Raw genomic sequence first — 12627 nt, forward strand, 5'->3', positions numbered from 1 at the left:
GACAACCAAGGCGGAAACGATAACCAAGGCGGAAACGACAACCAAGGTAATAACACAACCATTGATCCAAAAGCATTAAAAGATGGTGAATACAGCATTGGCTTTAAAGTGTTAAAAGATCAAACAGAAGAAATTTCAATGATGAACACATATACAAAGAGTCCAGCTGTACTAAAAGTGAAAGATGGTAAGAAGTATGTGTCGTTTACATTAACGAATAGTGCATGGATTACAAAATTTGAATTTGAGAAGAATGGTTCTTTTGTTAACGCAAAAGTGTTAAGTGAGAATAAAGGACAAAATACAAAAGTAATAGAGTTAGAAGTAGATGATTTATCGAAAAAATTAAATGCAAAAGTAAAAGTAGATATTGATGCAATGAATTATCACCATTTTTATGACATTCAATTTGCATTTGATAAAGGTAGTATTAAACCGTTAGACAACCAAGGAGGAAATGACAACCAAGGCGGAAACGATAACCAAGGCGGAAACGATAACCAAGGCGAAAATGACAACCAAGGCGGAAACGATAACCAAGGCGGAAATAATCAACCAAAAGTAATAGTTGATCCGAAAAATTTAGTAGATGGTCAATATGATATTCCATTTAAAGTGTTAAAAGATAAAACAAATGAGCTTTCAAAGATGCATGACTATACTGTACATCCAGCCAAATTAATCGTTAAAGATGGTAAAAAGTATATTGAGATGACGCTGAAAAATAGTGCGTGGATTACGAAATTCCAAACAGAAAAAGATGGTTTATTTGCTGATGCAAAACTAGTGAGTGAAGATAAAAATGCAAACACGAGAGTAGTGCAATTTGAAGTAAGTGATTTATTTGCAAAATTAAATGCAAAAGTGAAAGTTGATATTAATGAAATGAACTACCATCATTTCTACGATGTCCAAATTCAATTTGATACAAATAATATTGGTGCATTAGGAACGATTAAAGAGAATCCAAAAAAAGATCCGAAAAATGATCCGAAAAATGATCCGAACAAACCAGTGATTACATCGAAAGTAGATAATGTAAAAACAGTAAGTACTCCTGATTTCAACCGAAATGCAGATGATAAGAAGAAAAAAGAAGAGCAAAAAAATGATTCAAAAAAAGAGAAAAACTCAAAAACTGCAGATACAGCACAACTTGGTTTATACATGGTGTTACTGCTAGGTTCACTTGCTTTACTAGTTCGTAAATATAGAGCAGGTAGATTGTAATTTTTGGAGTCTTGATGCATGTTCGCATGCATCAAGACTTGTTTCATATTGTTTGGAAAGGAGTGGTGATAGAGAGTGAAAAAAATTGCAAGTGTACTAATGGCTATCATTTTATTAGTGTGTATAGCTGGATGCTCATCACCTAAAAAAGAAACAGCGAAGCAGGTAAAGAGTGAAAGTAAAGAGCGAATTGTTGCCACGACAGTCGCTGTTACTGAAATTATGGATGCGTTAGAAGTAGATTTAGTTGGTGTTCCAACAAGTACGAAAAATCTACCAAAGAGATATAAAGGTTTACCTGAAGTCGGGAATCCGATGAGTCCTGATATGGAAAAGGTAAAGTCATTAAGACCGTCAGAAGTATTATCCGTGACAACACTTGAATATGAATTAAAGCCAGTTTTTGATGGCGTAGGTATGAAAGCAAACTTTGTAGACTTAACTAGTTTAAAAAATATGCAAAATTCCATTAGTAATTTAGGTAAGCAATATGGGCGTGAAAAGCAGGCTAAAGCAGTTGTAACGAAGTTAGATAATAAGGTTGCAGAGATTAAAAAAGCAGTAAAGGGAAAGAAAGAACCGACAGTGCTTATTTTATTAGGTGTACCGGGGAGTTATTTAGTAGCAACAGAGAATTCTTACATTGGCGATTTAGTGAAACAATTAGGCGGTAAAAATATTGTACAAGGTGAGCAAGTAGAGTATTTAGCCTCTAATACAGAGTATTTAAAAAAAGCAGATCCAGACATTATTTTACGAGCAGCACATGGTATGCCTGATGAAGTTGTAAAAATGTTTGATAAAGAATTTAAAACAAATGATATTTGGAAACACTTCGCTGCAGTTAAAAATAACCGTGTTTACGATTTAGAAGAGCGTTTATTTGGAACGACAGGCAATTTAGCAGCAATTGAAGCGTTAGATGAATTGAAAAAAATGATGTATCCGTGATGCATTTTAATATAAAGGAAGAGTGGAATGAATAAAAAAACTTGGAGTTTCCTCATTGTTACTGCATTACTTATTGTTATGACATCATTGTCAGCAATGAAAGGGAGTTTAGAAATAGGGATAGTGGACCTCGTACAAGGGATATTTACAGGGGCTAATGAAGATGTTGAAGTAATTAAAGATTTGCGTTTCCCGCGTATTATTATTGCGCTGTTCACCGGGGCAGCTCTTGCTGTTTCAGGTGTGCTTTTTCAAGCTGTTATGAAAAATCCACTCGCTGATGCTGGAGTAATCGGTATATCTTCAGGAGCAAGTTTTATGACACTTGTTATTATTACGTTGTTCCCGCAATTCTTTTTCTGGACACCAGTATTCGCCTTTTTAGGTGGTGCGTTTGCATGTTATCTCGTTTATGCATTTTCGTGGAAGTCAGGGCTAAGCCCACTTCGCATTATTTTAGTTGGTATAGCTATTAATGCGATGTTCACTGGCTTAAATGAATCGTTCATTACAATTTGCGGATATTTCATTAAGAGTATTAAGCAAACGACGACTTCTAACATAACGATGAAGACGTGGGACGATGTAGAAATAATGGTTACGTATGGAACGATTGGCCTTATCCTCGCTCTGTTTGTAGGAGCTTGGTGTAATTTATTATCGCTACAAGATAAGACTGCGAAAAACTTAGGTTTGCACGTGACGAGAGTTCGTCTTATTATTTCTGCTATTGCAGTACTTTTAGCGGCAGTATCAACGGCGATTGCAGGTGTTATTGCTTTCGTAGGATTACTCGTTCCGCATATTTCAAGACAACTAGTCGGTTCAGATCATAAAGTATTAATTCCATTTTCTGCTCTTGCAGGAGCCTTATTAATTTTGACGGCGGATACGATTGGAAGGTTAATTGTGCCACCTAATGAAATTCCCGCGGCGACGATTATGGCAGTTATTGGTGGTCCATTCTTAATATTCTTGCTTAGAAAGAGTGATAAAGTTCATGGAAATTAAAAATGTAACCTTTTCGTATGATAATGTAACGGATCGATTAAAGTCGGTTAGTAGTGAAATAGAAATTGGTAAAATTACAACAATTATTGGCCCGAATGGATGCGGGAAATCGACATTACTTGGCGTGATGTCAAGAAATCACGATCCTCGTAGCGGAGAGGTAATACTGGACGGAAAGGCTATTAGCCAATATAAACCGAAAGAGTTTGCTAGAAAATTAGCCGTTGTCCATCAACAAAATGAAGCACCAGCAGATATGACGGTAGAGAAATTAACAAGTTTTGGTCGTATGCCTCATAAAAACATTTTTTCCTCGCAAACTGATGAAGATAGAGATGCAATCGAAAGGGCTTTAGCATGTACGAACTTGCTAAGTAAACGTGATAAAGAGATTCACGCTTTATCTGGTGGAGAAAGACAACGTGTTTGGATTGCAATGACGTTAGCTCAGAAAACACCGATGCTCTTTTTAGATGAGCCGACAACATATTTAGATATTTATTATCAACTTGAAATATTAGAGCTAGTAAAAGAGTTAAATGAAGTCCATGGATTGACAATTGTTATGGTATTACACGATATTAATCAGGCGATTCGCTATAGTGATCATATCATCATTATGAAAGATGGCGAGATTGTTACGAAAGGTAAGCCGAATGATGTTGTGACAGAAAGTATGATAAAGACGATATACGGTGTAGATGTCGTCGTAAAGCAAGATGAAGATACAGGGTTGTATATGGTCCCAATGGGTATTTAAATATGCGAACAATCCGTTTTGAGGTGATAATTTGAGTAGTAAAAAAGAACGGAAGAAGAATTCTTTTTTTCAACGAATACTTACAGTTGTTTTTTTAGGTACCTTTTTCTATTCAGTATATGAATTAGGTGGTATTTTCATGGATTACTATGAAAATCGTAAAGTAATGGCCGAAGCACAAGATATTTATGAAAAAAGTCCGATGGAAGAGCAATCACAAGACGGGGAAGTGCGTAAACAGTTCAAAGCTCTGCAGCAAATTAACGAAGAAATAGTTGGATGGATTACGATGGATGATACACAAATTAATTATCCAATCGTTCAAGCGAAAGACAATGATTACTATTTATTCCGTAATTATAAAGGTGAAGATATGAGAGCAGGAAGCATCTTTATGGACTATCGTAATGATGTGAAATCTCAAAATCGAAATACTGTTTTATATGGTCATCGTATGAAAGATGGTTCTATGTTTGGAAGTTTAAAGAAAATGTTAGATGAGGATTTCTTCTTGTTACATCGTAAATTATATTACGATACATTATTTGAAGGATATGATCTTGAAGTGTTCTCGGTGTATACAACAACAACTGATTTTTATTATATTGAAACGGATTTTAGTAATGATACAGAATACGCCTCATTTTTGGAGAAAATTCAAGAAAAATCGCAGTACAAAACGGATACAAAATTGACAGCAAGCGATCAAATCGTAACACTTTCGACGTGTGACTATGCACTTGATCCGGAAGCAGGAAGGTTAGTTGTGCATGCGAAACTAGTAAAAAGAAAGTAATTAAAAAAGTATAGAATATGAGAAGNNCTTCTCATATTCTATACTTTAAAAAAGAAATATGTTTACTGTGCTGCAGCCATCGGCATACGTACAACTTTTACATCATAGTAAGAGACTTTATTATCAAGAATATAATCTGGCATTCCGCCTTGGTGTGAGTGAGCAGCTTTAAATGCTGGGCTCTTTGTCCAACCTTGGAAATCTTCTTTTGCATTCCAGCGTGTGCTAATTGTTACTTCATCATAATCAACGGTATTTTGCGTTAAAAGAACTTCTAATCCTAAAAAGCCTGGCATTGTTTCGACTTGACCTACTTTATTAAAACGATCAATTAATTTATGTCCATTTCCCTTTGTAATTTTAGCTGTATTTGTAACAATAATCATGTGTATTCCTCCTATTAAGTGTAGCCTGTATTTTCGAGAATTCATATACATTAAATGATAATGAAAATCATTATCAATGTCAATGGTAATTTTACATTATGATACTATTTTTATGTAAGTATGATGTCCTTCAGTTGAATGTGTTGACTATATATTTAACTTGATTATATATTATGTAAATAGAATCAATGGAAAATGTGTAGAAGTAAAGAATGTTTATACTTTGCTGTCGCAATACTATGAACAAGGAGAATATTATGGTCGAATCACTTTTACTTAGTATTGTTATTATTATTACGTTGGGTATTGCTTCGCAATGGACTGCATGGCGCTTCCAGCTCCCTGCTATTGTTGTTATGGCAGTTGCTGGATTATTAATTGGTCCAGTTTTCGGTATTATTAATCCAAAAGAGGTACTTGGAGATGTTTTTAGTCCGCTCGTATCACTTTCTGTTGCGATTATATTGTTTGAGGGTAGTTTAAGTTTAGACATACGTGAACTGAGAGGACTATCAAAACCAGTATTTCGTATCGTTACGTTTGGTGCGTTTATTGCTTGGATTGCTGGCTCGCTTGCAGCTCATTACGTCGCTGGATTAGATTGGGCAGTTGCATTTATTATTGGAGGTCTCTTTATTGTGACAGGCCCAACGGTAATTATTCCGTTGTTACGCCAAGCGCGATTAAAGCCAAGGACGGCTGCAATTTTAAAATGGGAAGGTATTATTGTTGATCCATTTGGAGCTTTGCTTGCTGTATTTGCATTTCAAATTGTAAATTTCTTAACGAAAGAAAGTGTACAATTACATACGTTGCTGTATTTCTTTGCAGGTTCGTTATTTGCAATGGTGCTTGGGTATGCGTTCAGTATTTTTATGAGCTATATGATTTTAATGGGAAAAGTACCAGAATATTTAAAGGCACCAATTTTGCTTGTTACGGTACTATTATGCTTCGGTATTGCAGATGAAGTGATGCATGAAACAGGTATGCTAGCTGTAACAGTAATGGGGATTACACTTGCGCGAATGAAGAGATACATCTCCTCTATCGGTGATATTCGCCATTTTAATGAAAATATTTCAGTACTATTAACGTCAACAGTTTTTATTATATTAACAGCATCGCTTCCAAGGACAACTATTATGGAGATTTTCAGCTGGCCTATTATAAGTTTTGTACTTATGATGCTATTTGTTGTGCGTCCCTTATCGATTTGGATATCGACAATCGGTACAGAATTAACAAAATCAGAACGAGCGCTAGTTGGCTGGATTGCGCCGCGAGGTATTGTTGCATTAACAGTTTCTAGTTATTTCGCGACGGAGTTATTACAAGAAGGTTATAAAGATGCTTCTATATTAACAGCACTTACATTTGCACTTGTTATTACGACCGTTTGTGCTCACGGATTTTCAATTGGATTTTTAGCGAAGAAATTAGGATTGGCGAATACGGAGCCACCAGGAATTTTAATTTCAGGTGCAAGTACATTCTCATCTGCTTTTGCATTGCACTGTAAAGAGATGGGTGTTCCGAGCTTAATTGTAGATGTGTCAGAAGAGCATTTGCAATGTGCAAAGGTGAAAGGGCTTAATACATATAATGGCCAAGTTCTTTCTGAACAATTACAATTTGAAGTTGATATGAATCAGTACGAATACTTAATTGCAGTTACAGATACGGATTCTTATAATGTATTAGTCGCAAATACATACGTACCGCAGTTTGGACATCATAATACATTTTTACTTCCAATCCATGATGTGGAAAAGATTGAACAAGAACGCATTTCCCTTTCGAAAAAAGCGCATTTACTGTTTGGTGAAAATGAAATTTATGAAGAGTTAAATAGAAAAATTGAAGATAGTTATACGTTTAAAACGATACAAGTTGCAGAAGAACAAAAAATTAATAAAGAAGAAAGCGATTCAGAGGATTTAATATTATTTATTCGCCATCGAGATGGTAGTCTTACTTTTTCAACATTGTATAAATATATAGCTGTTATACCAGGGGATGAGCTAGTTGTACTAGCAAAGCAATAATATGGTATAGTGAAACGAGGCTGTTTTTCAGTCTCGTTTTTTAAGTGCTTCCTATAGAGAAAGCATGCAAATGGAAAGGAAGTTTTTATATGCGATCAGAAGTAGCTGTAAAAATAAAACCGAAATTTATAAAAGAAATTAAAAGTGGATATCCGCTTATTTTAAAAGATGCGATTCAAAATCTAAACGATGTTCGTGAAGAAGGGACAATCATCAAAGTAGTAGATGAAAAGAACAACTTTGTCGGAAAAGGTTATTATGGAAAACAAAATAAAGGATACGGTTGGATTTTAACGAGAAAAGAGAGTGAACAAATTAATCAATCTTTCTTTGAAAGTAAAATAAAATCTGCCTTACATAAACGAAAGCAATTTTACAAATCAAGTGATACGACAGCATTCCGCGCCCTAAACGGTGAAGGTGATGGTCTTGGCGGCTTAATTATCGATTATTATGACGGTTATTATGTAGTGAGCTGGTATAGTGAAGGGATTTATACTTTCAGAGATGAGATTATAGCAGCTCTTCAAAAAGTAGCAAACTTTAAAGGTATTTATGAGAAGAAGCGTTTTGATACGAAAGGGAAATACATTGAAGGCGACGATTTCGTAGCAGGAGAGCGCGGTGAGTTCCCGCTTATTGTAAAAGAGAATGGTGTGAACTTCGCTGTTTATTTAAATGACGGAGCGATGGTTGGGGTATTTTTAGATCAACGTAACGTGCGAAAACAAATTCGTGATAAATATGCGAAGGGAAGAACCGTGTTAAATATGTTCTCTTATACAGGTGCTTTTTCTGTATTTGCAGCGCTTGGTGGGGCGAGTAAAACGACGAGTGTCGACCTTGCAAATCGTAGTTTAAGTAAAACAATTGAGCAGTTTAGTGTAAATGAAATTGATTATGAAGCACAAGATATTATCGTAGAGGATGTATTCCTTTACTTTAAATATGCAGAGAAGAAAAAGATGAAGTTCGATATGGTTGTATTAGACCCTCCAAGCTTTGCACGCTCGAAAAAATATACATTTAGTGCAGCAAAAGATTATAAAAATTTATTAAAAGAAACAATTGCCATTACAGAAAATAATGGTATTATCGTTGCTTCTACAAATTGTAGTGCATTCGATATGAAAAAGTTTAAAGGCTTTATCGATACAGCCTTTAAAGAAATGAATGGTAAATATAAAATATTAGAAGAACATTCTTTACCAGAAGATTTCCGTACAATTGATCAATTTAAAGAAGGAGACTATTTAAAAGTAGTTTTCATCGAGAAAATAAAAGGATAATAAAGAAAAAGGAGCTCGAGTTTACTTGAGCTCCTGTTCTTATTGAACAATATTTTGTACTCTACCGACTTGCCCGTCCTGCAATCGCACTTTAATGCCATGCGGATGAGAAGGGGAGTTCGTTAAAATATCTTTTACAATTCCACGTGTTAATTTGCCGGTGCGTTGATCTTGTTTTAATACAATATCAACTTCAAGGCCGGGTGCGATATTAGAACGTTTTTGTCCGTTCATTTATACACCTGTACGTCTACGTTGGTTGTTTGTCTTTTTCGTTTGTTGGTTTTGTAGTTTTTTTGTTTCTTGACTTTGGTTTTTTGCATTTTGACCATTACCGTTACCTTGCTTTTTCTTTGCAAGTTGTTCGCGCATTAAATCAGCTAAGCTTACTTTTTTGTTTTCTGACATGATAAGTCTCCTTTATATAAAGTTAATTATGAACTATCGTAGTAAATTTCATCATATCATTGTTATGGAAGGAAGGGAAGTTGGTTTGAAAATTCATATAATTGTTTCCAGTCTGTAGTAGTTACGATACAATTGAGTTGTTAACGTTTGTAAAAAGGGGATAGACATATGTCACATCATATTTTATTAGTTGAAGATGATCTCTCAATTCAAGAGATGGTGGAAAAGTATTTAATAAAAGAGGGCTTTCAAGTTACAATCGCATCTGATGGAGAAGAAGGGGTAAACACATATTTAAAAGGTTCATTTGATTTGATTATCCTCGACATTATGATGCCAAAGCTAGATGGCTTAGAGGTTGTACGCATCATTCGAGAAAAAAGTGCCGTTCCGATTTTAATGATGTCGGCAAAAGATACAGATGTTGATAAAGCTGTCGGATTAGGACTTGGAGCAGATGATTACATTTGTAAGCCATTTTCTATGATTGAATTAGCCGCGCGTGTAAAAGCGGGTATTCGGAGGTCTACGAAATATTCGGCTACAGAAACAACAGAAAAGATGATTCAAATTGGTGATTTAACGATTGATCCAATTAATTTTACTGTGGAAAAAAACAGGAAGCCTCTCAAACTTACTTTAAAAGAATTTGAGATTCTAAAACTGTTTGTAAAAAATCAAAATCGTGTATTTACAAAAGCACAAATATATACGCTAATTTGGAACGAAGAGTATTACGGTGACGATAACGTTATTAATGTTCATATGAGAAGGTTGCGTGAGAAAATCGAAAGTGATCCATCTAATCCAGAATACATTAAAACGTTATGGGGTATCGGTTATAAGTTGGAAGTGATGTAATATGGTCAATTTGTTAATAAGTATTATTTTTATATTGTTATGTGTCATTTATATACAATATAAAATGAGGAAAAATAGTAATAAAAATTTGAGATACACATATGAAAAATTAGAAAGTATTGTTAATGAAAAAACAGGCGAGAAGTTACTCGTTATGACAGATGATCTAGAATTGCAAAAATTATTAGTGGCAATTAATCAATTATTAGATGCAAAACAGAAAACAAATGCAGATCATGCGAAAGTAGAAATTTCGATGAGAAAAATGCTTTCAAATATTTCACATGACTTGAAAACACCGCTAACAGTTATTCTTGGATATACAGAAATGTTAAATAAGGATAAAACGATTAGTGAAGAAGAACAACAAATATTACTTGAAAAGGTGCATGTGAAAACACTAGAAGTAATGGAACTAATTCATAAGTTTTTTGACTTAGCAAAACTAGAATCTGGTGACAAGGCAATCGAGATGACAAAAGTAAATATGAATGAAGTTTGTCGTGAGAAGATTTTATCTTTTTATGATTTAGTGACGGCGAAAGGGTTTCAAGTTCATATTGATATACCAGAAAGAAATATATATGCACTTGGAAATGTAGAAGTATTAGGTAGGGTATTGAACAATTTAATATCAAATGCGATTACATATGGAGACGATGGAAAGATACTGGGTATGACGTTAAGAGATGATGAAACGAATGTGTATATAGACGTATGGGATAAAGGAAAAGGGATTGATGAATCTCATATTGATAAAGTGTTTGAGCGTATGTACACACTTGAAGATTCGAGAAATAGATTGTACCAAGGAAGCGGTTTAGGGTTAACGATTACGAAAAGACTGGTGGAAGCGATGGATGGAAAAATTCATCTTTCTAGTAAGCCGTATGAAAAAACAATTTTTACAGTTGCATTAAAGAAGATGCAGTTTTAGCTTGTAGATAAGTAGATTCTACAAGCTTTTTTGCAGCGTAAGGAATTTGTAAGAAACGGGTAAGGAAAAAGAGATTTCCGTTGTCTATTATAGAAATATAAAGTAGTGCGAAAGGAGAAAGTGACATGACCTATATATTAAAAACGAATCAGTTAACGAAAGTGTTTAAAGGGAAAGAAGTTATTTCTAGCGTTAACATGCATGTAAAAAAAGGAGAAATATACGGTTTCTTAGGACCGAATGGTGCTGGTAAAACAACGATTATGAAAATGATTACAAATTTAATAAAACCGACGAGCGGTGAGATTGAAATTTTCGGTGAGAAGTTAACAGACACATCTTATGAAGTATTAAAAAGAATGGGGACAATTATTGAATATCCAATTTTTTATGATAAATTAACGGCGAAAGAAAACTTAGAATTACATTGTGAATATATGGGCTATTACGACAAAAATGAAATTGACCATGCATTACATTTAGTGAAGCTACAAGGGATAGATAATAAAAAAGTAAAAGATTTTTCATTGGGAATGAAACAACGACTTGGTATTGCAAGGGCAATCGTGACAAAGCCAGAATTGCTCATTTTAGATGAACCAATTAACGGTTTAGATCCAATTGGTATTAAAGAGTTACGAGACTTATTTAAAATGCTCTGCAAAGAATATGGCATTACATTATTAGTTTCTAGTCATATTTTAGGTGAGATGGAATTAATGGCGGATACAATTGGTGTCATTCAAAATGGAAAACTAATAAAAGAAGTTTCAATGAAGAGTATTAACGGAAAACAAACAGAGTACATTGAAATTACTGTTCCTGATGTGAAGCGTGCAACTTATATTCTAGAAGATAAACTTGGTATAAAAAATTATAAAATCATGAGTGGAAAAATGATTCGTGTGTATGATACGGCAGTGTCTCAGCAAGCCATTTCAAAAGCACTTATTATGAACGATGTGGAAATTGAAAGTATTAATAAGAAACATAGTTCCTTAGAGGAATATTTCTTAAATGTAATGGATGGAGAGGGCATTCATGCTTAATGGATTGTTAGTAAATCTAGTAAGTGGATTGGTCGTAATGTTCATAAGTGGGATTTTATATTATAGGAAACCAGGGCGGAAATGGTTGTTAATTCTACTAGTGATAGGAATGTTAAGCTTCGTTACTGCGGGAATTAGAATGTTAGCAATGTAGAGACAGTTATATAAAGAATGGAGGCGTGGTTTATATGTTTAAATTAATGAAGCTCGAATGGAAGAAACATCAATTATCTAGTTACTTTAAAAGTGTAGCAATTTGTATTATAACAATTTTCGCTGTAGTAAGCTTTATGGCATGGGGAATGAAAGCTGAGGGAGACGTGCTCTTCTCTGACTTCAAACAGAACATGGATTTAGCAAATATTTTTATTAGAATAACGTTCATTATTTTTAGTTCGGTCATTTTATCACGTTTAGTAATTGATGAGTATAAGAACAAAACGATCCAACTATCATTTATGTATCCGCTACAAAGGAAAATGTTAATGAGAGCGAAATTAACAATTGTTTTTTGTTTTTGTTTTGTGAGCACGATTATCGCTACTTTCATTATTAGTTTGCTCGTATATTTTGTGAGTCCAATGATGGGACTGATTGAAACGCCAGCTACGATAGGTGAAATAATAGCTATCGTTCCAAATACTATTATAAGTGCATTTATGATATCTGGTATAAGTTTAATTCCCTTATTTTTTGGGATGAGAAAGAAATCAACACCGACAACGATTACTTCGGCAGTAATAATTGGTATGTTGATTAGTGGTAACGTTGGGGCTGAAAGCAATCAAGTAAGTATGTTTGATTTTATAGCTATCCCAATAGTGCTCTGTTTATTAGGGATTTTTATTAGTTATCTATCGTTTCGTAAAATCGACAAGATCGATGTGGCGTGAAGCAAGCC

At 34.3% G+C, this 12627-nt stretch carries 15 protein-coding genes; 12 read left to right on the forward strand and 3 right to left on the reverse strand.

Features of this window, described 5'->3' with window-relative positions; all coding sequences use genetic code 11:
* From COL05_RS16660 to srtB, 5 genes are all read left to right on the forward strand, one after another.
* Positions 1–1230 (forward strand): NEAT domain-containing protein (locus tag COL05_RS16660; RefSeq protein WP_142337537.1); only part of this gene is annotated, 1230 nt, incomplete at its 5' end.
* A gap of 75 nt (positions 1231–1305) precedes the next feature.
* A complete protein-coding gene (gene isdE, locus COL05_RS16665; RefSeq protein WP_098669430.1) occupies positions 1306–2181 on the forward strand; it encodes a heme ABC transporter substrate-binding protein IsdE in 876 nt (291 codons plus the stop codon).
* A 27-nt stretch (positions 2182–2208) separates the two neighbouring features.
* Positions 2209–3192, forward strand: a complete 984-nt coding sequence (locus COL05_RS16670) for a FecCD family ABC transporter permease (RefSeq protein ID WP_098669431.1) — start codon at positions 2209–2211, stop codon at positions 3190–3192.
* Complete coding sequence (locus COL05_RS16675) at positions 3182–3952, forward strand: ABC transporter ATP-binding protein (protein WP_098669432.1); 771 nt, start codon at positions 3182–3184, stop codon at positions 3950–3952. The genes COL05_RS16670 and COL05_RS16675 overlap by 11 nt, the downstream gene beginning before the upstream one ends.
* Before the next feature lie 31 nt (positions 3953–3983).
* Positions 3984–4748: a class B sortase gene (gene srtB, locus COL05_RS16680; protein ID WP_098669433.1), complete on the forward strand. Its 765-nt coding sequence runs from the start codon at positions 3984–3986 to the stop codon at positions 4746–4748.
* Positions 4749–4810: 62 nt separating this feature from the next.
* Here srtB and isdG read toward each other — a convergent pair whose 3' ends face one another.
* Positions 4811–5134 (reverse strand): heme oxygenase, encoded by a 324-nt coding sequence (gene isdG / locus COL05_RS16685; RefSeq protein ID WP_098669434.1) that lies wholly within the window; start codon positions 5132–5134, stop codon positions 4811–4813.
* Between the two features lie 257 nt (positions 5135–5391).
* Here isdG and COL05_RS16690 point away from each other — a divergent pair, with 257 nt between their 5' ends.
* Both COL05_RS16690 and COL05_RS16695 read left to right on the forward strand, forming a co-directional pair.
* On the forward strand, positions 5392–7182 hold the full coding sequence (locus COL05_RS16690; protein WP_098669435.1) for a cation:proton antiporter: 1791 nt from the start codon (positions 5392–5394) through the stop codon (positions 7180–7182).
* Between the two features lie 89 nt (positions 7183–7271).
* Positions 7272–8471 carry a class I SAM-dependent rRNA methyltransferase gene (locus tag COL05_RS16695; protein WP_098669436.1) on the forward strand — a complete coding sequence of 400 codons (1200 nt, stop codon included), beginning with the start codon at positions 7272–7274 and terminating at the stop codon, positions 8469–8471.
* Positions 8472–8510: 39 nt separating this feature from the next.
* Here COL05_RS16695 and COL05_RS16700 read toward each other — a convergent pair whose 3' ends face one another.
* Positions 8511–8705, reverse strand: coding sequence for a YwbE family protein (locus COL05_RS16700; protein ID WP_001014310.1), 195 nt, complete (start codon positions 8703–8705; stop codon positions 8511–8513).
* Positions 8706–8879: a hypothetical protein gene (locus COL05_RS31410; protein WP_001293578.1), complete on the reverse strand. Its 174-nt coding sequence runs from the start codon at positions 8877–8879 to the stop codon at positions 8706–8708.
* A 168-nt stretch (positions 8880–9047) separates the two neighbouring features.
* Between COL05_RS31410 and COL05_RS16710 the strand changes: the two genes are divergently transcribed.
* The 5 genes from COL05_RS16710 (at position 9048) to COL05_RS16730 (ending at position 12619) form a co-directional block, all read left to right on the forward strand.
* Complete coding sequence (locus COL05_RS16710; RefSeq protein WP_029440068.1) at positions 9048–9740, forward strand: response regulator transcription factor; 693 nt, start codon at positions 9048–9050, stop codon at positions 9738–9740.
* 1 nt (position 9741) lies between these two features.
* Positions 9742–10677, forward strand: a complete 936-nt coding sequence (locus tag COL05_RS16715) for a HAMP domain-containing histidine kinase (RefSeq protein ID WP_098669437.1) — start codon at positions 9742–9744, stop codon at positions 10675–10677.
* Positions 10678–10802: 125 nt separating this feature from the next.
* Entirely contained in the window at positions 10803–11726 is a 924-nt protein-coding gene (locus COL05_RS16720; RefSeq protein ID WP_098669438.1) for an ABC transporter ATP-binding protein, read from the forward strand.
* On the forward strand, positions 11719–11880 hold the full coding sequence (locus COL05_RS31415) for a hypothetical protein (protein ID WP_098669439.1): 162 nt from the start codon (positions 11719–11721) through the stop codon (positions 11878–11880). Before COL05_RS16720 ends, COL05_RS31415 begins: the two co-directional genes overlap by 8 nt.
* Positions 11881–11914: 34 nt before the next feature.
* A complete protein-coding gene (locus COL05_RS16730) occupies positions 11915–12619 on the forward strand; it encodes an ABC transporter permease (protein WP_098669440.1) in 705 nt (234 codons plus the stop codon).
* Positions 12620–12627: the final 8 nt, after the last annotated feature.

This window comes from Bacillus sp. AFS059628 (genome assembly GCF_002571225.1).
Lineage (GTDB): Bacteria > Bacillota > Bacilli > Bacillales > Bacillaceae_G > Bacillus_A.